We start from the raw sequence: 20,842 nt of genomic DNA on the forward strand, positions 1-20,842 counted from the left end.
GTGGAATCGCGGTCCCTGCCGGTTCCGGACGGTTTGGACGGTACCCGCGTCGATGCAGCCTTGGCGAAGCTGATGGGGTTCTCCCGCACCTTCGCTGCTGACGTCGCCGCCGCAGGGGGAGTACGACTCGACGGCGTGACACTCGACAAGTCCGACCGTCTGCGCGCGGGCGGCTGGCTCGATGTCGAATGGCAGCCGAAGGAGGCGCCGAAGATCGTTCCCCTCGCCGTGCCGGAGCTCGGCATCGTGTACGACGACGATGACATCATCGTGGTGGACAAGCCGACGGGGGTCGCCGCCCATCCATCGGTCGGCTGGGAGGGCCCGACGGTCGTCGGCGCCCTCGCCGCTGCGGGCTTCCGCGTGGCGACCAGCGGCGCTCCGGAACGTCAGGGCGTCGTGCACCGACTCGACGTCGGCACCAGCGGCCTGATGGTCGTGGCGAAGTCCGAGCACGCCTACACGGTCCTGAAGCAGGCCTTCAAGGACCGTACCGTCGAGAAGATCTATCACGCCGTCGTCCAAGGTCACCCCGATCCGCTTGCCGGGACCATCGATGCGCCGATCGGGCGTCACCCCAACCACTCCTGGAAGTTCGCCGTCGTGCCCGACGGGAAGCCGTCTGTCACGCACTATGAGACGCTCGAGGCGTTTCCTGGCGCGTCGCTGCTCGAGATCCACCTCGAGACGGGCCGCACGCATCAGATCCGCGTGCACATGGCTGCGCACCGCCACCCCTGTGTCGGCGACCCGCTCTACGGAGCAGACCCGACGATGTCCGCGCGGCTGGGGCTCACCCGCCAGTGGCTGCACGCGCATCAGCTCGCCTTCGCGCACCCGACGACGGGGGACTGGGTGACGTTCGAGTCCCCGTATCCCGAGGACTTCCGGCACGCACTGGACGTGCTGCGCGGAGAGTAGCCCGCTTCGATCGCGCGATGTCGGCCCTGTGCGCCACACTGAACCCATGACCATCGAGGTTCTGCCCGCGACGGATTTCGACGATGTCGCGACTCTCGTCGGGCCGAAGAAGCCGACGTCGAACGTGTGCTTCTGCCTGAGCTACCGCATCGGCAGCAAAGAGAACGTGGCACTGAAAGGGCAGGAGCGTTCCGATCGGGTCCGGGAACTGTGCCACCAGGATCCACCTCCTGGCGTGATCGCGTACCTCGATGACGAACCGGTGGGATGGGCGGCGCTGCATCCGCGTCGCGGCACCAGTTTCGCGCGGAATCGGCTGATCCCGCACGTCGACGATCTCGACGTATGGTCACTGTGGTGCTTTCGCGTGCGACCGGGCTATCGGAAGCAGGGCATCTCGCATGCGCTGATCGAGGGAGCAGTGGCCTACGCGATGGAGCGCGGCGCGCCCGCCATCGAGGGGTATCCGGTCGACAACGGCGGCGAGAAGGTCAATCTCACCATGGCGTACGTCGGCACGCGGTCGTTGTTCGAGAGCGCGGGGTTCGTGAAGGCGGCAGACACCGGTTCTGTCCTGGACGGATTTCCTCGGGTGCTGATGCGGCTCGATCTGGGTGCATCGCAGAAGTCGTCAAAGAAAGCGTGAACCGCTCGACGGCGCACGGCCAATACATAGCGTGACCACAGACAGCGAGATCATCCAGCGATCTCTCCAGCAGCCGGCGGCGTTCGCCGAGCTCTTCGACAGACATGCGCGCGCGGTCAACGCGTTCGCGACGTATCGCCTCGGCCGGCATGCTGCCGAGGACGTCCTGAGCGAGACATTCCTCGTCGCCTTCCGCCGACGCGCCGATTTCGACACGGACATCGAATCGGCGATGCCCTGGCTTCTCGGCATCGCCTCGCGCCTGATCCGTCGCCATCGCGCGCTGGAGGCGAAGCAGTGGAAGTCGTTCGCGGCATCCATCTCCCGGCAAGAGCACTCGACGCTCGGAGATCTGGACGATGCGATGTCCCGCCTCGATGCCGAGCGCGAGGTCGAGACGCTGAAGACGCGCATCGCGGCGCTCGCGCCGAGAGATCGCGAGGCACTCCTGCTCTATGCCTGGCAGGGGATGAGCTACGACGAGGTCGCGGCTACAGCGCCTCGCGCGCGGCGGCATCGAGCGGATGGGTGATCAGCCGGAGCGGCGCCGACTACGCTCCGGCTGATCTTCACTCTCAGTGGTATCAGGAGTGGGGGGCTCCGGTTGCAGGCGGGGTGTATGGCGACCAAGCGCAGGGGCATGCGTTACAGGTGGAGACGATGCAGGCGTATGGGCCAGCGGTCGCGCCTTTCCCGTCGGATTCACCGCGGCTTCCCGAGAGCGGTGCCGAAGACGTCCTGTGGTTCTTTGAATCGATGCCACGTGACCCGGCCACCATGATCGCGTGGATTCACGACTATCAGGGTTCAGATGTGCAGGGATGGGCCGATGGAAAGGTCGGGTGGCTGCTCATCGGACTGCTGTCGCACAATGTCGGTGACCCGGGGATGCGTGCTGCGATGTATCAGGCGCTCAGCCTGCTCCCGGGCTCAACGGTGGGAGCCGAACAAGACGGTGAACGCACCGTCACCTTCGGCTCCCATCTAGGCGCATCTGAGACTGCGGAGACATCTCTTCGGCGGTTCACATTGACGATCGACATGGCGACGGGAATCGTGACTGAGACCACGGACACCACCTCCGTCGGCGAGGGACCTATCCCAAGTGACGTCCCCGACTCTCGGATGGCATTCGAGATGAGCGTGGTCGACACTCTGCCGTGACCAGTTTCGAACCGTTCTCGCATTCTGGGGTACCGGCTTCCGTGCCGAACGCCTCGGTCGTGACGTCGATTTCGATCGTCGACGACGCGCCGTAGCGAGGCGCCAGGGCCCCGACGCCGGCCTCCGGTGTCGGGGCTCCGCCGTAGAATCGGAGGCATGGCATCCGACTCCTTCGTCCACCTGCACGTGCACAGCGAGTATTCGATGCTCGACGGTGCGGCGAAGATCAACGCGATGACCCAGGCGGCCGCCGACTACAAGATGCCGGCCATCGCCGTGACCGATCACGGCAACACTTTCGCAGCTTTCGAGTTCTACAAGGCGGCCAATGCCGCGGGTGTCAAGCCGATCATCGGACTCGAGGCCTACGTCACCCCGGGAACTCACCGCAGCGACAAGACCCGCGTGCAGTGGGGCTCTCCCGATCAGAAGAGCGACGACGTCTCGGGTTCCGGTGCGTACACCCACATGACCATGTGGAGTCAGAGCACCGAGGGCATGCACAACCTGTTCCGGCTCAGCTCCCGGTCGAGCATGGAGGGCTACTACTTCAAGCCGCGCATGGACCGCGAGCTGCTGCAGACCTATTCCAAAGGACTGATCGCGACCACCGGATGCCCGTCAGGCGAGATCCAGACGCGCCTGCGTCTCGGACAGTACGACGCTGCGCGCGCGGCCGCAGCCGAGTTCCAGGACCTGTTCGGCAAGGAGAACTACTTCGCCGAGATCATGGACCACGGTCTGTCGATCGAGCGGCGCGTGATGACCGATCTCCTCCGTCTCTCGAAGGACCTGAACATCCCGCTGGTCGCCACCAACGACTCTCACTACACGCACCAGCACGAGGCCGACGCGCACGAGGCCCTCCTGTGCGTGCAGTCGGGATCGACGATGGACGACCCGAACCGGTTCAAGTTCGACGGCGACGGGTACTACATCAAGACCGCGGCCGAGATGCGCCAACTGTTCCGCGACCACCCCGAAGCCTGTGACAACACCCTGCTGATCGCCGAGCGCTGCGAGGTCGAGTTCAACACCTCGGCCAACTACATGCCGCGCTTCCCTGTGCCCGACGGCGAGACCGAGGACAGCTGGCTCATCAAGGAGGTGGAGGCCGGCCTGCACTACCGATATCCCGGCGGCATCCCCGACAAGGTGCGCAAGCAGGCCGAGTACGAGACCGGCATCATCCTGCAGATGGGCTTCCCGGGATACTTCCTCGTCGTCGCCGACTTCATCAACTGGGCCAAGGACAACGGCATCCGCGTGGGCCCCGGCCGTGGCTCGGGTGCCGGCTCGATGGTCGCCTACGCGATGAAGATCACCGACCTCGACCCGCTCGAGCACGGACTCATCTTCGAGCGCTTCCTCAACCCCGACCGTGTCTCCATGCCCGACTTCGACGTCGACTTCGATGACCGGCGCCGCGGCGAGGTCATCGACTACGTCACGGAGAAGTACGGATCCGAGCGCGTCGCGCAGATCGTCACGTACGGAACGATCAAGTCCAAGCAGGCGCTGAAGGACGCCGGTCGAGTGCTCGGCTTCCCGTTCAGCATGGGGGAGCGCCTCACCAAGGCGATGCCGCCGCCCGTGATGGGCAAGGACATGCCCCTCGACGGCATGTTCGACTCTGCTCACCCGAGGTACAAGGAGGCGAGCGAGTTCAGGACCCTGATCGAGACGGATCCCGAGGCGAAGACGGTCTTCGACCGCGCGCTGGGTCTCGAAGGGCTGAAGCGCCAGTGGGGCGTGCACGCCGCCGGCGTGATCATGTCGTCCGATCCGCTCCTCGACATCATTCCGATCATGCGCCGCGAGCAGGACGGGCAGATCGTCACGCAGTTCGACTACCCGTCGTGCGAGTCCCTCGGTCTGATCAAGATGGACTTCCTGGGGCTCCGGAACCTCACGATCATCTCGGATGCGCTCGACAACATCCGCACGAACCGTGGCGAAGAGCTCGACCTCGAACATCTCGGTCTCGACGACCCTGGCGTGTACCAGCTGCTCGCGCGCGGCGACACCCTGGGCGTCTTCCAGCTCGACAGCCCGCCGCTGCGTTCGCTCATGCGTCTGATGAAGCCCGACAACTTCGGTGACATCTCGGCCCTCATCGCCCTGTATCGGCCGGGTCCCATGGGAGCCAACTCGCACACGAACTATGCGCTGCGCAAGAACGGGGTGCAGGAGATCACGCCGATCCACCCCGAGCTGGAGGCGCCGCTCGCCGAGATCCTGGAGGAGTCCTACGGGCTCATCATCTACCAGGAGCAGGTCATGGCCATCGCCCAGGCGGTCGCGGGGTTCAGCCTCGGACAGGCAGACATCCTGCGTCGAGCGATGGGCAAGAAGAAGAAGTCCGAGCTCGACAAGCAGTACGAAGGCTTCGCGGGCGGTATGACCGAGCGCGGATTCGGCGAGGCGGCCATCAAGGCGCTGTGGGACATCCTGCTGCCCTTCTCGGACTACGCCTTCAACAAAGCCCACTCCGCCGCATACGGTCTCGTCTCGTATTGGACCGCATACCTCAAGGCGCACTACCCCGCCGAGTACATGGCGGCGCTGCTCACCAGCGTCGGCGACTCCAAGGACAAGATGGCGCTCTACCTGAATGAGTGCCGCCGCATGGGCATCAAGGTCCTTCCGCCCGATGTCTCCGACTCGATCAACTTCTTCGCGGCCGTCGGCGACGACATCCGCTTCGGCCTCGGCGCCGTCCGCAACGTCGGCAGCAACGTCGTCGAGGGGATCGTGCAGGCCCGCAAGGACGAGCGCTTCACCTCGTTCCACCATTTCCTCGAGAAGGTTCCGCTGCACGTCTCGAACAAGCGCACGGTCGAGTCGCTGATCAAGGCCGGCGCCTTCGACTCGATGGGCGACTCCCGTCGAGCGCTCATGGAGGTGCATGAAGACGCGGTGGAGGCCGCCGTCGATCGCAAGCGCAACGAGGCACAGGGCGCCATCGGGTTCGACTTCGACAGCCTCTACGACGGCATGGACGAGGTCGCTCCCGCCAAGGTCCCCGCCCGCCCCGAGTGGATCAAGAAGGACAAGCTCGCTTTCGAACGCGAGATGCTCGGTCTCTACGTGTCCGACCACCCCTTGGCCGGGCTCGAGGTGCCTCTCGCGAAGCATGCATCGATCTCAATCCACGACCTCAACAACTCCGAAGACCTGCAGGACGGCGACCAGGTGACGGTGGCCGGGCTCGTCACCAGCGTGCAGCACCGCGTCGCCAAGGCGAGCGGAAATCCCTACGGCATGATCACCGTCGAGGACTTCAACGGTGAGGTCACCGTGATGTTCATGGGAAAGACCTACACCGAGTTCCAGCACACGCTGCAGCAGGATGCGATTCTCGCAGTCCGCGGGCGCGTGTCCCGGCGCGATGACGGACTCAACCTGCACGCGCAGTCGGCTTTCGCCCCGGATGTGGGGTCCTTCGACGCGGCGGGTCCCTTGGCCCTCGTCCTCGCCGAGCAGCGCGCGACAGAGCGGGTGATGATGGAGCTCGCAGAGGTGCTGCGACGGCACAACGGCGACACCGAAGTGCTGCTTCGGGTGCATCGCGGGGGCACCGCGAAGGTGTTCGAGGTGCCCATGCCGGTCAAGGTGTCCGCAGACCTGTTCGGTGACCTCAAGTCACTGCTCGGACCCACCTGTCTGGGGTGAGCGGGTAGGATCGTGAGCCGTCGGCAGCACGACGAATCCACCCGTCGAGCCCTGTGACGAAAGGACCACGCATGAGCACGGATCTCCCCGGATCGGACACCGAGGACATCGTCTTCGGCGACGATGACGGCGTCCTCTACGACGAAGAGGTCACGCCGGAGTTCGGCATCCTCGGCTTCACACTGCGTGAGCTGCTGATCGTGGGCGTCTGGTTGCTGTCCTTCGTCTTCTCCTTCTTCCCGCTGATCGGCGACCTCTCGCTGTGGGGCGTCGGCATCCAATGGATACTCCCGATCGCGCTCCCGACCGTCGCCGTCTTCCTTCTCGTGCTGCGCCGCTTCTCGCCCGACGGCATCCGCCGGGTCGGTTCGCTGGGGATCGATCAGTTCGCCTCGGTCGCGTTCTCCGTGTCAGCGGTGGTCTGGGCCGGTAGCCTGTGGCTCGCGATCTCCGCACTCGTCTCCGGAGGCGCCTGGAGCCTTCCGTGGAACGGGGTTGCCATGGTGATCACCTCTCTGGCCCTCGTCGTCCTCACCGTGTTCGCTCCGATCATCCCGGGGCTGAAGGAAGACTTCCACGGTCGCCTGGTGACTCTCGCGCACCGCAACGCGAATCCGGTGCGTCCGGTCATCGCGCGGCCGCGTCCTGAGCCTGCGCCGGCAGCGGAAGAACCGTCCGGCGAGTCGGCCGAGGCATCGCCTGCGGGGTCCGACTCGTCCGCATCCCTCGAGGGGGCAGAGGCGCAGGCCGACGGCCGGACAGATGTCATCGTCGATGGTGCGACGCCAGCGCTCGTGGTCCCGCTCGATGTCGAGCCCTCCGGGAGGCAGGCGACCGACGAGATCGCCCGATTCGACCTCGCCGAGCAGGTGCCCCTCACTGCCCACGCCTCGGGCGGCGGCATCGGTACCGAGCAGGAGTCCTCGGATGAGGAGTATGTGCCCGCCTACTCGCGTCGTTCGCGCGGTCAGGAACCCGAGATCGTCTCGGACACCGGGAGCATCGAGTCGCTTCTGGAGACGGCGGCGACGTATGAGACCGACGTCGTTGCGGAAGAGCCGGCGCCGCTGGTGTTGGAGGGCGTCTCCGACGCCGACCTCGAAGCGACCAACCCTCGCGAGGCGGCCCCCGCCGCTCAACCGTTCTGGATCCTCGCTCCCTCGGAGCGCGATGTCCACGACGAGCGTGGTGAACCGCTGTTCCGCATCGGCCCGAGCGCGTGGGCACTGGTGATCGAAGATCGTGGGGGTGCGTTCGTCGTGCGACATGACGACGGACGGATCGGCTACCTCCACGACATCTCCGACATCACGAAGGGCTGAAATGCGCACCATAGACCTGCGAGGGCGCGAGCTCTCGCCCGCAGGCATGCTCGCCGCGGTACCCCGGGCCACCCAGGCGCGTGCCGAAGCGCTCGAAACCGCTGCGCGGATCGTCGAGGACGTGCGCGACCGTGGCGAGGACGCTCTTCGCGAGCAGGCCGAACGATTCGACGCCGTCACGGATCACGCCGTACGAGTGCCCGCCGGACACATCACCGCAGCGCTGGCTGAACTCGCTCCCGAGGTCAGGGGCGCGCTCGAAGAGGCGATCCGCCGAGTGCGTCTGGCCTCCGCCGCGCAGGTTCCGGCAACACAGGTCACCCGGATCGGGGACGGGGCCGTCATCACGCAGCGGTGGCAGCCGGTGCACCGCGTGGGGGTCTACATCCCCGGCGGCAAGGCCGTCTACCCGTCCAGCGTGATCATGAACGTCGTGCCCGCGCAGATCGCCGGGGTCGAGCAGATCGCGTTGGCATCGCCGCCGCAGTCGGATCAGGGCGGGCGGATTCACCCGACCATCCTCGCGGCGGCGGCTCTGCTGGGAGTGACGGAGGTATACGCGATGGGCGGTGCCGGAGCGATCGGCGCCCTGGCCTACGGTGTGCCATCACTGGATCTCGATCCCGTCGATGTCGTCTCCGGTCCCGGCAACAACTACGTCGCGTCCGCGAAGCGCGCGGTCGCCGGTGTGGTCGGCACGGACTCGGAGGCCGGGGCGACCGAGATCCTCGTCGTCGCGGATTCCCACGCGGATCCGCGACTCATCGCCGCCGATCTCGTGAGCCAGGCTGAGCACGACGAGCAGGCGTCCGCGGTGCTGGTCACCGATGCGGCCGAGCTCGCCGAACAGGTCGCCGTCGAGGTGGAGCGCATGGCAGCGAGAACCCGCCACAGTGAGCGTGTCGCCGCCGCTCTCTCGGGACCGCAGTCCGCGATCGTCCTCGTGGATGACAGGGCCATGGCCACGGCGTTCAGCAACGCCTACGCGCCGGAGCACCTCGAGCTGCACCTCGTCGACGCCGAGGATGCCGCCGCCGACTTCACCAGTGCCGGTGCCGTGTTCGTCGGCGACCAGACGCCGGTCAGCCTCGGAGACTACATGGCCGGCAGCAACCACGTGCTGCCGACCGGGGGACAGGCGCGTTACGCCCCGGGTCTCGGGTCGTACACGTTCCTCCGTCCGCAGCAGGTCATCTCTTACGACAGGGCTGCGCTGGCTGCCGTGCGTGCCGGAGTCGTCGCCCTCGCCGACACCGAGGTGCTCCCCGCACACGGTGAAGCGATCGAGGCCCGTTTCACCGCGTAGGATCGGTCAGATGCACTGCCCCTTCTGTCGACACCCCGACTCCCGCGTCATCGATTCACGCACCAGCGACGACGGGCTCTCGATCAGGCGCCGTCGACAGTGCCCGGAGTGCGGTGGCCGTTTCACGACGACCGAGACCGCGAGCCTCAACGTGATCAAGCGTTCCGGCGTGATGGAGCCGTTCAGTCGCGAGAAGGTCATCACGGGCGTGCGGAAGGCATGCCAGGGCCGTCCGGTCACGGAGGGCGACCTCGCCGTGCTCGCACAGCGCGTGGAAGAGGCCGTGCGCCAGACCGGTGTCTCGCAGCTCGACACCAACGAGATCGGTCTCGCGATCCTCGGCCCGCTGCGTGAACTCGATGAGGTCGCGTTCCTGCGCTTCGCCAGCGTCTACCAGGCGTTCGACTCCCTCGAGGACTTCGAGGCCGCGATCACCGATCTGCGTGCCGACCACACGAAGAGGGAGTCCGAGGAGCGGTAATCTGGCAGGGATGTATCCGCTGCTCTTCCGCGCTGTCCTCTCGCGCTTCGATCCCGAGTTCGCCCACCACGCCGGCATGGCGGTGATCCGCGTTCTCGGCGTGCCCCCGTTCTCGTGGGCCACGCGTGCGATCACTCGTCCCGACCCGTCGCTGCGCGTCGAAGCGCTCGGTCTCACGTTCCCGTCACCGTTCGGCGTCGCCGCAGGTTTCGACAAGAACGCGGTGGGTGTGCGGGGACTCGCGGCTCTCGGCTTCGGGCACGTGGAAGTCGGCACCGTGACCGCGATACCGCAGGATGGCAACCCGAAGCCGCGGCTCTTCCGTCTCATCGCGGACCGTGCCGTGATCAATCGGATGGGCTTCAACAACGCGGGTGCGGATGCAGCGGCACGTCGTCTCGCACGCCTGCGTCGCGGGGCCCCCGACACGATCATCGGCGTCAACATCGGCAAGAGCCGAGTCGTCGAGGTCGAGGATGCGACGGCCGACTACGTGGCCTCGGCGGCGCGGCTGGCTCCGCTCGCCGACTATCTGGCCGTGAACGTGTCGTCTCCGAACACCCCGGGCCTTCGGGGACTGCAGGCCGTCGAAACGCTCGCGCCGCTGTTGCGTGCCGTGCGCGAGGCAGCCGGGGCCACTCCGCTGCTCGTCAAGATCGCACCGGACCTCTCTGACGAGGAGATCACGGCGATCGCTCAGATGGCGGTAGCCGAGGGGCTCGCAGGAATCATCGCTCACAACACCACGATCAGCCGAGACGGGCTGCTCACGGATGCCGCCACAGTCGAGGCTGCCGGAGCGGGAGGTCTGTCCGGAGCGCCGTTGAAGAAGCGCTCGCTCGAAGTGCTCCGCGTGGTGCGCGAAGCGGTTCCTTCCGACTTCTGCGTGATCGCCGTCGGGGGAGTGGAGACGCCGTCCGACGTGCAGGAGCGCCTCGATGCGGGGGCGACCCTCGTGCAGGGCTACACCGCTTTCCTGTACCGCGGTCCGTTCTGGGGCCGCGAGATCAACAGGGGACTGCTCAGTCGGGGTACTGGCCGCGCTTGACCTGCGGCTTCGGCAGACGCATGAAGCGCATCTGGAGCGCGCGCATCGCGGCGTACCATCCGAGGCCGCGCTCGAGGCGATCCTTGCCGAACTTCGCCGCGGCCTTGCGCTTGACCCGCATGCCGAGCAGGACCATGCCGCCGATGGCGATGACGAGGTAGCCCATCATGACGATGTAGGCGTAGAACGAGATGACCGTGTTGGCCGGAACGAGCGAGGCGAGGATGACCAGCACCATCACTCCCATCACGAACTCGGCCGGGTGCCAGCCGGCGTCCACGTAGTCGCGCACCCAACGGCGCTGCGGGCCCTTGTCTCGGACAGGGAGGTACTTCTCCTCGCCGGCGGCCATGCCGGCCTGGGCGCGGGCACGACGTTCGTTGAGGTCCGCCTTCGCGGCCGCCTTCGCTTCCTTGGTGTTGGCGACCAGGGGGCGGCGACGTGCTGCCTCCTGCTCCGCACGGGTCGGCGTCGCGCGCCCCTTGCCGACGGCAGTCGTCTCGGGGGCGTCGTCGTTCGTGGAAGGGGAGGCAGGGGTAGTGGACACGGAGTTCCTCGGTTCGCCGGCGGGGGATCACCTTAAGATTACTCGCATGACCTCTCCTGTTCCTCCCCGTGAGTCCGATGCCGCCGTCCTCGAGGCGGTGGCGACCGGAATCCCCGCAGCGCTATCGGATCTCGGTCACCTCGTACGCATTCCGGGGATGGCCTGGCCCGCATTCGATCAGACCCAGCTGGAACGCAGTGCGGAGGCCGTGGCGGCCCTGGCATCGGACACCGGGGTGTTCGACGAGGTTCGCGTGCTCCGCGCCGCGATCCCGGGCACTGACGAGCAGGGACAGCCGGCCGTCCTCGCGACCCGCGCGGCGCGCAACGGCAAGCCCACCATCCTGCTCTACGCGCACCACGACGTGCAGCCTCCCGGGGATGACGCTCTGTGGGAGACGCCGCCGTTCGAGCCGACCGTGCGCGACGGGCGTCTCTACGGGCGTGGAGCGGCAGACGACAAGGCCGGGATCATGTCGCACATCGCCTCGATCCGCGCGGTGAGCGAGGTGCTCGGCGATGACCTCGAGCTCGGGATCGCGATGTTCATCGAGGGGGAAGAGGAGTATGGATCCCGCTCGTTCGCCCAGTTCCTCTCCGACAATAAGGACGCGCTCCGCGCCGACGCCATCGTCGTCGCGGATTCCGGCAACTGGGACTCCGTCACACCGGGGCTCACGGTCTCCCTCCGCGGCAACGCGCGCTTCACGATGCGCGTGCGCACCCTGGACCACGCCTCGCACTCCGGGATGTTCGGTGGCGCGGTGCCCGACGCGATGATGGCGACCGTGACGTTGCTGTCCACGCTGTGGAACGCCGACGGCTCGGTGGCGGTCGAGGGGATGACGGAGCGCGATGCGCCGACGCCGGACTACACCGAGGCGACTCTGCGCGATGAGGCCGGACTTCTGCCCGGCACCACTCCGATCGGTGACGGGACGATCCTCAGCCGCATCTGGAACAAGCCGTCGGTCACGGTGATCGGTATCGATGCCACGAGCGTCGCGGCGGCGTCCAACACGTTGCTCCCCGAGGTGACCGTCGTGATCAGCGCTCGCGTCGCCCCCGGGCAGACCGGTCAGGAAGCCTACGACGCACTCGAGAGTCACCTTCGTGCGCATTCGCCGTTCGGAGCAGAGCTCACGTTCTCGGATGTCGATCTCGGCGACGGCTTCCTGGTGGACACGAGCGGCTGGGCGGTCGCCCTCACCCGCGACGCCATGCGTGACGGCTACGGAGTCGCTCCGGTCGATCTGGGCGTGGGGGGATCGATCCCCTTCATCGCCGATCTGGTGCGAGAGTTCCCGGCTGCACAGATCCTGGTCACCGGTGTCGAAGATCCCCATTCGCGGGCACACAGCCCGAACGAGTCGCTGCACCTCGACACGTTCCGTCATGCGGTCGCGACCGAGGCGCTGCTGCTGGCCCGCATGAATGAGGCGGAACTCTGAGCCTCACAGCATCTGCGGCGGTAGAATCATCCGAGAAGCCGTGCACCTGCGGCCCGTCACAAGGAGCGACATGAGCGACACCACACTCTCCCCAGAGACCACCCGCGCACACGGCGTCACCCTGACCGACGCTGCTGCCACGAAGGTGAAGAACCTCCTCGAGCAGGAAGGCCGCGACGACCTGCGTCTGCGTGTCGCCGTGCAGCCGGGCGGATGCTCGGGCCTGATCTACCAGCTGTACTTCGACGAGCGCTATCTCGAGGGCGACGAGACGGTCGACTTCGACGGCGTCGAGGTGATCATCGACAACATGAGCGTCCCGTACCTCGACGGTGCGGCGATCGACTTCAAGGACACGATCTCCGAGCAGGGGTTCACGATCGACAACCCCAATGCAGCGGGCAGCTGCGCCTGCGGCGACAGCTTCCACTGATCCTCGCTCTGCCGACTCGGCCGCCGTCACCATCGGTGACGGCGGCCGTTCTGGTTCCACAACCTGCGTGGATGGCATGAATCAGGTGTGAGGTTGCCCTAGACTTGGGTGTGCTCTGTTCGCGATCTGAAAGGTGCATCGTGCCCTCGAAACGCAGCCTTCGTTGGGCCGCCCTCCCTGTGGGAGTTGCGGCAGCCTTGGCCCTGGCGGGATGCTCTCCCACCGAGCTGAACGGCTTTCTTCCGGGCTTCGTGGAGGGTGGACCCGCGGCCACCAACCAGACCGAGCGTGTCTCGTCGCTCTGGGTCAACTCGTGGATCGTGCTTCTCGCCGTCGGCATCATCACCTGGGGCCTGATGGCCTGGGCGGCGATCGCCTACCGCCGTCGCAAGGGCCAGACCGGTCTCCCGGTGCAGATGCGCTACAACATGCCGATCGAGATCTTCTACACGATCGTGCCGCTCATCCTGGTTCTGGGCATGTTCTTCTTCACCGCCCGCGATCAGACGGAGATCGAGGCCAAGTGGGACGAGCCCGACGTCGAGATCACCGCCATCGCGAAGCAGTGGGCGTGGGACTTCCAGTACGACGGTGACGAGAAGGACAACTCCGACGCCGTGTGGACCATGGGCATCCAGGCCCAGCCCGACAAGGACGGCAACATCGATCAGGCGCAGCTGCCGACACTGGTGCTGCCGGTCGACAAGAAGGTCACGATCAACCTTCAGTCGCGCGACGTCATCCACTCCTTCTGGATCATCGACTTCCTGTACAAGAAGGACATGTTCATCGGGAAGGACAACTCCTGGTCGTTCATCCCCACCCGTGAGGGCGAGTACGCCGGCAAGTGCGCCGAGCTCTGCGGTGAGTACCACTCGATGATGCTCTTCAACGTGAAGGTCGTCTCGCAGAGCGAGTACGACTCCTACCTCGCGTCGCTCGAGGAGCAGGGCAACACCGGTGACATCACCGGCGCCTACGACCGTCTCTCGAACCTTCCGGGGACCACCCCGAAGACCGACACCGAGGAAGGAGGGGAGTAAGCCATGTCGACCACAGAAGCTCCCCGTACCGACGAGTCTCCCCGCTCGCGTCCCCAGACTCTGCCCGCACGCCAGGCCGCTCTCATGAGCTCCTCGCGCGTCGAGCAGAAGGGCAACATCGTCGTCAAGTGGATCACCTCCACCGACCACAAGACCATCGGGTACATGTACCTGATCGCGTCGGTGATGTTCTTCCTCCTCGGCGGTGTGATGGCACTGGTCATCCGTGCCGAGCTGTTCGCGCCGGGTATGCAGATCATCCCGACCAAGGAGCAGTACAACCAGCTGTTCACGATGCACGGCACGATCATGCTGCTGATGTTCGCGACGCCGCTGTTCGCCGGCTTCGCCAACGCGATCCTGCCCCTGCAGATCGGTGCCCCTGACGTCGCCTTCCCGCGTCTGAACGCCTTCGCCTTCTGGCTCTTCCTGTTCGGTTCCACGATCGCGGTGGCCGGCTTCCTCACCCCGCAGGGCGCGGCATCCTTCGGGTGGTTCGCCTATCAGCCGTTGGCAGGGGCATCGTTCTCGCCGGGTGCGGGTGGAAACCTCTGGATGGTGGGTCTCGGCATCTCCGGATTCGGAACGATCCTCGGTGCCGTCAACTTCATCACCACGATCATCACGATGCGTGCCCCCGGTATGACGATGTGGCGCATGCCGATCTTCTCGTGGAACACGCTCATCACGAGCCTCCTGATCCTGATGGCGTTCCCGGTGCTTGCCGCAGCCATCTTCGCCGCGGCAGCCGACCGCATCCTCGGTGCTCACATCTACGACCCGGCCAACGGCGGCGTTCTGCTCTGGCAGCACCTGTTCTGGTTCTTCGGTCACCCCGAGGTGTACATCATCGCGCTGCCGTTCTTCGGTATCGTCTCCGAGATCTTCCCGGTCTTCAGCCGCAAGCCGATCTTCGGATACAAGACCCTTGTCTACGCGACGATCGCCATCGCTGCTCTCTCGGTCGCGGTGTGGGCTCACCACATGTATGTGACGGGCTCGGTCCTGCTGCCGTTCTTCGCGCTCATGACGATGCTGATCGCCGTGCCGACGGGTGTGAAGATCTTCAACTGGATCGGTACCCTCTGGCGAGGGTCGGTCACCTTCGAGACTCCGATGGTCTTCGCCCTCGGGTTCCTCGTGTCGTTCGTCTTCGGTGGTCTGACCGGTGTCATCCTCGCGGCTCCGCCGCTGGACTTCGCCCTCTCCGACTCGTACTTCGTGGTCGCCCACTTCCACTACGTGGTGTTCGGAACCGTGGTGTTCGCCATGTTCGCCGGCTTCTACTTCTGGTGGCCGAAGTGGACCGGACGCATGCTGAACGAGCGCCTCGGCTACGTGCACTTCTGGCTTCTGTTCATCGGTTTCCACATGACCTTCCTCATCCAGCACTGGCTGGGCGTCGACGGCATGGTGCGTCGTTACGCCGACTACTCGGAGGCCGACGGCTGGACCTGGCAGAACCAGGTCTCGACGATCGGTGCCATCATCCTGGGCGCTTCGATGCTGCCGTTCTTCCTGAACGTCTGGATCACCGCCCGCAAGGCTCCGAAGGTCACGGTCAACGACCCGTGGGGCTACGGCGGATCGCTCGAGTGGGCGACGTCCTGCCCGCCCCCGCGTCACAACTTCACGTCGATCCCGCGCATCCGCAGCGAGCGGCCTGCGTTCGACCTGAATCACCCGGAGGCAGCGGAGTTCGCCACGACGGCTCCCGGCGAGCGAGAGGCCCACTAAGTCATGCGCGACAACGTCATTCTCTGGTGGATCCTGACGGCGTTCTTCGCTCTCGTCGGAGTCGTCTACACCGGTTGGCACATTCTGGCCACACCGAACGACAACTTCGCGATGCGAATCGAGTGGGTCGGTACGGTCGCCCTGTTCTTCGCCGCCTTCATGGCAGCGATGATCGCGTTCTATCTCGATCGCACTCACAAGGCGCAGCGTGGTGAGCTGCCCGAAGACATCCTGACCTCCGACATCGACGACGGTGACCCGGAGCTCGGCGAGTTCAGCCCGTGGTCCTGGTGGCCCATCGTCCTCGCTGCCTCGGCGGGAGTCTTCGTGGTGGGGCTCGCGGTCGGGCACTTCCTCCTGCCGATCGGCCTCGCGATCTTCGTCGTCGCGATCGTCGGCTGGGTGTACGAGTACTACCGCGGCAACTTCGCCCGCTGACCCAGCTGCACTGAAGAAGGCCCCCGGAGGAATCCGGGGGCCTTCTTCGTGCGCCGGGGCCGTGATCAGGCGTGGGCGCGGATGCGTGCGATGCCGGTCAACGGATCCACGGGGCGGTGGTGGACGCCATCGCTGTCTTCGACCGCGTAACCCTCCCGGACCCAGTACTCGAAACCGCCGATCATCTCGCGTACGGCGTATCCGAGGCGGGCGAACTCGAGCGCGCCCTTGGCGCCGGCGTTGCAGCCGGGGCTCCAGCAGTAGACGACCACGTCCGTACCCTCGGGGATCTCGGTGGCAGCACGCGAGGCGATCTCGCTGTAGTGCATGTGCACGGCACCGGCGATCCGCCCCTGGGCCCACGCCTCGTCGGAGCGGACGTCGACGACGACGATGTTCTCGCCGGCCTTGAGCGCCGCGTGCACATCGCTGGGGTCTGTCTCATAGGTCAACTTGGCTGCGTAGAACTCGGCACGATCGATCATGATTCCAGCCTACGGAGACACGCGGGAACCATCCGGCGGAATCCAGTCGCTCAGCGACGGATTGCGGTCAATGCCGGAGCCGGGGGTATACGCCAGCCAGGGCGGCTCGGCGAGGTCAGCGGCAGAGGTGCCGTCGTCGGTCGTGGCGCGTTCGACGATCGACGTACTGCTACCGATCAGAGCACATCCGTGGATCAGAGCACAGCCGTGAATCAGAGCACAGCCGTGAATCAGAGCACAGCCGTCATCTGCGTGCGCGGTCCGTGCTCGAAGAGGCCCAGCGCGGATTCGACCTGGACCAGATCTCGGAGCAGTGAGGTGTCCGGCTCGCTCACGACGAAGCCGCAGGACGTGTAGAAGGGGGCGTTCCAGGGCACGTCGACGTAGGTCCGAAGGGTGATCTCGGTATGACCCCGGTGGCGCGATTCCGTGAGCGCGGCTGTGACGAGCTCACGACCGATACCCTGGCGTCCGTAAGAGGGAAGCACCGAGAGCTGCTCGAGATGCGCGTGGCCGTCGAGCTCCAGCACGTGCACGAATCCGACAACGACCGGCGTCGTGGTGGTCCCGTCGTGGCGTTCGGCGACGAGGACGAAGCCCGGCATCGACGCGCGTTCCTGCGGGGGCGTCGGGGGAGGCCAGTCGACGGCTCTGAACCGTTCGATGAGGAGGGCATCGGCGGCCACTTCGATCTGTTCCGTTGCCGCGTCATCGTCGGGCGCGGCCGGGCGGACGACGACGTTGATGCTCATTCGGAGACAGCCGCGATCGCTTCGATCTCGACCAGCTGGTCGTCGTAGCCGAGCACCGTCACGCCCAGGAGCGTGCTGGGCACGTCGTGCGCGCCGAAAGCCGCATGGATGACATCCCAGGCCGCGACGAGGTCGGCCTGCGATGAGGAGGCCACGAGTACCCGCGTGCTGATGACGTCGGTGATGGTCGCGCCGGCGATCTCGAGCGCCCCCTGGAGGGTCTCTACGCACTTGGCCGCCTGAGCGGCGTAGTCACCGGGTGCAGCAGTCGTGCCATCGTCGTTCAGCGGGCACGCGCCGGCGAGGAAGATCAGGCGTGAGCCGGCCGGTGCGGTCGCGGCGTAGGCGTAGGGGACTTCGGCGAGGGCGGTGCCGCGGATCAGCTGGACGACGGACGACATGGATCGATCCTCTCATTAGGGGATTAACGATGAAGGCCCCGTCCGCAGGGACGAGGCCTTCATCAGTGGGGGAGTGGCGACTACTCGCCCTCCTCCGACTTCTTGCGAGGCTTCTTCACCGGCTCGGTCGCGATGACCGTGCTCGGCGTGTTCGGCGTCTCGTCGACGTGGGTCTCATCGACCGTGAGCGGGGCGTCAGGGAATCCTGCGCGCTCGTGGGCGCCCTGGATCTCTGCAGCCTCGGTCTCGTCGTTGTGGGCCGTGACGTGGTGCTGGTGAGCATCCGCCGCCTCGACCTCGGCCTGCGTGAGCGGGGCGAGACGGTCCTCGAAGAACCAACGGGAGATCGAGGAACGGAGGTTCTCGGTCCACGGGATGCGGCCCTTGTCATTGGGGCGCACCACGAGGGGCTCGTAAGTGTCGACATCGATCAGCTTCCAGCGGTCGTACTTGTCGACCGGCTGGTGCACCTCGATGAACTCGCCTCCGGGGAGGCGGACGATGCGGCCGGACTCGAAACCGTGCAGAACGATCTCGCGGTCCTTCTTCTGCAGCGCGATGCAGATGCGCTTCGTGACGAAGTAACCGAGGATCGGCCCGAGGAAGAGCAGGGCCTGCAGCGTGTGGATCACGCCCTCCATCGTGAGCATGAAGTGCGTCGCGATGAGGTCGGACGATGCTGCAGCCCAGAGGACGGCGTAGAAGATGACGCCGGCCACACCGATCGCCGTGCGCGTCGCGGCGTTGCGCGGGCGCTGTGCGATGTGGTGCTCGCGCTTGTCTCCGGTGACCCACGCCTCGATGAAGGGGTAGATCGCCACCGCCACGATGAACAGGCCGAGGACCAGAACCGGGGCGATGATGCCGAACGACCAGGTGTGGTCGAGGAAGACGATGTCCCAGTTCGACGGTGCCAGACGCAGGGCGCCGTCGGCGAAGCCGATGTACCAGTCGGGCTGGGTGCCGGCAGAGACAGGGGACGGGTCGTACGGACCGTAGTTCCAGATCGGGTTGATCTGGAAGAACGTCGCGATCAACACGATGGTGCCGAAGACGATGAACAGGTATCCGCCCATCTTGGACATGTACACCGGCATCATCGGGTAGCCCACGACGTTGTCGTTCGTGCGGCCCGGGCCGGCGAACTGCGTGTGCTTGTTGATGATCATGAGCATCAGGTGCACCACGATCAGCGCGATGACGAGCATCGGCAGCAGCAGGATGTGCAGCGTGTACAGGCGTCCGACGATGTCGGTACCCGGGAACTCGCCACCGAAGAGGAGGAACGAGGTCCAGGTGCCGATCAGGGGGAGACCCTTGATCATGCCGTCGATGATGCGGAGGCCGTTGCCCGAGAGCAGGTCGTCGGGAAGCGAGTATCCGGTGAAGCCCTCGGCCATCGCGAGGATGAAGAGGATGAAGCCGATCACCCAGTTGAGCTCACGCGGCTTGCGGAAGGCACCGGTGAAGAACACGCGGAGCATGTGCACGCCGATGCCGGCGATGAACACGAGGGCGGCCCAGTGGTGGATCTGCCGGACCAGGAGTCCTCCGCGCAGATCGAAGGAGATGTGCAGCGACGACTCGAGCGCCGCGGACATCTCGATACCCCGCATCGGAGCGTAGGCGCCGGTGTAGTGGGTCTCGACCATGGACGCCTGGAAGAAGAACGTCAGGAAGGTTCCGGAGAGGAACACCACGACGAAGCTCCAGAGCGCGATCTCGCCGAGCATGAACGACCAGTGGTCGGGGAAGATCTTGCGTCCGAGCTCCTTGACGAAGCCGGAGAGGCTGGTGCGCTCATCGATGTAGTTCGACGCGGCACCGACGAAGCGACCGCCGAGGGGCGCTTTGGTGTCCTTGTCCTCTTTGGACAGCGTTGCGGTGCTCAATGGCGCTCCCAGAAGCTCGGGCCGACGGGTTCCTTGAAGTCGCTGCGTGCGACCAGGTAGCCCTCGTCATCGACGGTGATGGGCAGCTGCGGCAGCGGACGAGCCGCCGGGCCGAAGATGACCTTTGCATGGTCCGTGACGTCGAACTGCGACTGGTGGCACGGGCACAGCAGGTGGTGGGTCTGCTGCTCGTACAGAGCCACAGGGCATCCGACGTGCGTGCAGACCTTGGAGTACGCGACGATGCCGTCGTAGGACCAGTCCTTGCGGTCCTCGGCCTCGATCAGCTGCTCGGGGCGCAGGCGCATCATCAGCACGATGGCCTTGGCCTTCTCTTCGAGGTAGCCGTCGCTGTGGCTGAGGGTGGCGAGTTCCTCCGGGATCACGTGGAACGCCGAACCCAGGGTGACGTCAGCCGCGCGGATCGGGGTGCCGTCGGGATCGCGCACCAGGCGCGCGCCCTCTTCCCACATGGTGTGCTTGAGCAGCACGACCGGGTCGCCCGCGGTGGGGTCTTCCGGAGTGGAGTGCGGCGCCAGGCCACGGAACAGCGTCACGCCGGGGATGATCGAGGCGACGATCGCGGCGAAAAGCGAGTTGCGGATCATCGAGCGACGGCCGAAGCCCGACTCCTCATTCGCGTCGGAGAAGGCCTTGATGGCCGCTTCGCGCGTGGAGTCCTTGCCACGGGTGGGGTGGCGGTGCTCGATGAACTCCTTGTCGGACATGAGGGCCTTGGACCAGTGGATGGCACCGATGCCGAGGGCCAGCAGCGCGAGCGCGATGCCGAGACCGATGAAGAGGTTGTTCTGCCGGATGTCGATGAGCGCGCCGCTCTCGATCGGGAACAGCATGTAGGCGGCGACCGCCCAGATGCTGCCGGCGAGCGAGAGATAGAACAGCGTGTAGACAGTGCGGACAGCGGCCTTCTCGGCGCGCGGGTCCTTATCGGTCATCCGCTCGCGGTGCGGCGGAAGCCCGGGGTTCTGCACGGGATCGCTGACTGCGACACCCAGCCCCGGAGAGGGCTGGTAGGCCCTGTCAAGAGCCTGCGAGTCGTCGTCGTGTGCCATGGTGCTCCTCGTACGTTCCTCTTCGATG

General features: G+C 66.0%; 20 protein-coding genes. 14 read left to right on the forward strand and 6 right to left on the reverse strand.

The features are described 5' to 3' along the window. The 9 genes from GZ64_RS0101755 (at position 1) to GZ64_RS0101795 (ending at position 10,563) form a co-directional block, all read left to right on the forward strand. Positions 1-921, forward strand: coding sequence for an RluA family pseudouridine synthase (locus GZ64_RS0101755; protein ID WP_029264919.1), 921 nt, complete (start codon positions 1-3; stop codon positions 919-921). A 46-nt stretch (positions 922-967) separates the two neighbouring features. Then, positions 968-1,567 carry a GNAT family N-acetyltransferase gene (locus GZ64_RS0101760; RefSeq protein WP_029264920.1) on the forward strand — a complete coding sequence of 200 codons (600 nt, stop codon included), beginning with the start codon at positions 968-970 and terminating at the stop codon, positions 1,565-1,567. 31 nt (positions 1,568-1,598) lie between these two features. Then, positions 1,599-2,099 (forward strand): RNA polymerase sigma factor, encoded by a 501-nt coding sequence (locus tag GZ64_RS0101765; protein ID WP_081859635.1) that lies wholly within the window; start codon positions 1,599-1,601, stop codon positions 2,097-2,099. Next, a complete protein-coding gene (locus GZ64_RS0101770; RefSeq protein ID WP_029264922.1) occupies positions 2,096-2,731 on the forward strand; it encodes a hypothetical protein in 636 nt (211 codons plus the stop codon). Before GZ64_RS0101765 ends, GZ64_RS0101770 begins: the two co-directional genes overlap by 4 nt. A gap of 156 nt (positions 2,732-2,887) precedes the next feature. Continuing rightward, a complete protein-coding gene (dnaE, locus tag GZ64_RS0101775; RefSeq protein WP_021201562.1) occupies positions 2,888-6,406 on the forward strand; it encodes a DNA polymerase III subunit alpha in 3,519 nt (1,172 codons plus the stop codon). Between the two features lie 71 nt (positions 6,407-6,477). After that, positions 6,478-7,728 carry a hypothetical protein gene (locus GZ64_RS0101780; protein WP_029264923.1) on the forward strand — a complete coding sequence of 417 codons (1,251 nt, stop codon included), beginning with the start codon at positions 6,478-6,480 and terminating at the stop codon, positions 7,726-7,728. 1 nt (position 7,729) lies between these two features. Next, positions 7,730-9,034: a histidinol dehydrogenase gene (gene hisD / locus GZ64_RS0101785; protein WP_029264924.1), complete on the forward strand. Its 1,305-nt coding sequence runs from the start codon at positions 7,730-7,732 to the stop codon at positions 9,032-9,034. Between the two features lie 10 nt (positions 9,035-9,044). Next, a complete protein-coding gene (gene nrdR, locus GZ64_RS0101790) occupies positions 9,045-9,515 on the forward strand; it encodes a transcriptional regulator NrdR (protein WP_021201559.1) in 471 nt (156 codons plus the stop codon). Between the two features lie 10 nt (positions 9,516-9,525). Then, on the forward strand, positions 9,526-10,563 hold the full coding sequence (locus GZ64_RS0101795) for a quinone-dependent dihydroorotate dehydrogenase (RefSeq protein ID WP_021201558.1): 1,038 nt from the start codon (positions 9,526-9,528) through the stop codon (positions 10,561-10,563). Here GZ64_RS0101795 and GZ64_RS0101800 read toward each other — a convergent pair. Beyond that, entirely contained in the window at positions 10,538-11,110 is a 573-nt protein-coding gene (locus tag GZ64_RS0101800; protein WP_029264925.1) for a DUF3043 domain-containing protein, read from the reverse strand. The two genes, GZ64_RS0101795 and GZ64_RS0101800, sit on opposite strands and share 26 nt — an antisense overlap. Before the next feature lie 46 nt (positions 11,111-11,156). Here GZ64_RS0101800 and GZ64_RS0101805 point away from each other — a divergent pair, with 46 nt between their 5' ends. From GZ64_RS0101805 to ctaF, 5 genes are all read left to right on the forward strand, one after another. Then, positions 11,157-12,560, forward strand: coding sequence for a dipeptidase (locus GZ64_RS0101805; protein ID WP_029264926.1), 1,404 nt, complete (start codon positions 11,157-11,159; stop codon positions 12,558-12,560). A gap of 70 nt (positions 12,561-12,630) precedes the next feature. Continuing rightward, positions 12,631-12,993 carry an iron-sulfur cluster insertion protein ErpA gene (erpA, locus tag GZ64_RS0101810; protein WP_017830247.1) on the forward strand — a complete coding sequence of 121 codons (363 nt, stop codon included), beginning with the start codon at positions 12,631-12,633 and terminating at the stop codon, positions 12,991-12,993. A gap of 140 nt (positions 12,994-13,133) precedes the next feature. After that, positions 13,134-14,036 (forward strand): aa3-type cytochrome oxidase subunit II, encoded by a 903-nt coding sequence (gene ctaC / locus GZ64_RS0101815; RefSeq protein WP_029258335.1) that lies wholly within the window; start codon positions 13,134-13,136, stop codon positions 14,034-14,036. A 3-nt stretch (positions 14,037-14,039) separates the two neighbouring features. Beyond that, positions 14,040-15,773 carry an aa3-type cytochrome oxidase subunit I gene (gene ctaD / locus GZ64_RS0101820; RefSeq protein WP_021201554.1) on the forward strand — a complete coding sequence of 578 codons (1,734 nt, stop codon included), beginning with the start codon at positions 14,040-14,042 and terminating at the stop codon, positions 15,771-15,773. A 3-nt stretch (positions 15,774-15,776) separates the two neighbouring features. Beyond that, positions 15,777-16,211, forward strand: coding sequence for an aa3-type cytochrome oxidase subunit IV (gene ctaF / locus GZ64_RS0101825; RefSeq protein WP_021201553.1), 435 nt, complete (start codon positions 15,777-15,779; stop codon positions 16,209-16,211). Between the two features lie 65 nt (positions 16,212-16,276). Here ctaF and GZ64_RS0101830 read toward each other — a convergent pair whose 3' ends face one another. The 5 genes from GZ64_RS0101830 to qcrA all read right to left on the reverse strand — a co-directional run bounded on the left by GZ64_RS0101830 (position 16,277) and on the right by qcrA (position 20,814). Next, on the reverse strand, positions 16,277-16,696 hold the full coding sequence (locus GZ64_RS0101830) for a rhodanese-like domain-containing protein (protein ID WP_029264927.1): 420 nt from the start codon (positions 16,694-16,696) through the stop codon (positions 16,277-16,279). A gap of 230 nt (positions 16,697-16,926) precedes the next feature. Then, positions 16,927-17,448 carry a GNAT family N-acetyltransferase gene (locus GZ64_RS0101835; RefSeq protein ID WP_029264928.1) on the reverse strand — a complete coding sequence of 174 codons (522 nt, stop codon included), beginning with the start codon at positions 17,446-17,448 and terminating at the stop codon, positions 16,927-16,929. Then, a complete protein-coding gene (locus GZ64_RS0101840) occupies positions 17,445-17,849 on the reverse strand; it encodes a RidA family protein (RefSeq protein WP_021201550.1) in 405 nt (134 codons plus the stop codon). Before GZ64_RS0101840 ends, GZ64_RS0101835 begins: the two co-directional genes overlap by 4 nt. An 80-nt stretch (positions 17,850-17,929) precedes the next feature. After that, entirely contained in the window at positions 17,930-19,741 is a 1,812-nt protein-coding gene (gene qcrB / locus GZ64_RS0101845) for a cytochrome bc1 complex cytochrome b subunit (RefSeq protein WP_029264929.1), read from the reverse strand. After that, positions 19,738-20,814 carry a cytochrome bc1 complex Rieske iron-sulfur subunit gene (qcrA, locus tag GZ64_RS0101850; protein WP_021201548.1) on the reverse strand — a complete coding sequence of 359 codons (1,077 nt, stop codon included), beginning with the start codon at positions 20,812-20,814 and terminating at the stop codon, positions 19,738-19,740. The genes qcrB and qcrA overlap by 4 nt, the downstream gene beginning before the upstream one ends. Positions 20,815-20,842 lie beyond the last annotated feature (28 nt).

This window comes from Microbacterium sp. Cr-K32 (assembly GCF_000708345.1).
Lineage (GTDB): Bacteria > Actinomycetota > Actinomycetes > Actinomycetales > Microbacteriaceae > Microbacterium > Microbacterium maritypicum_A.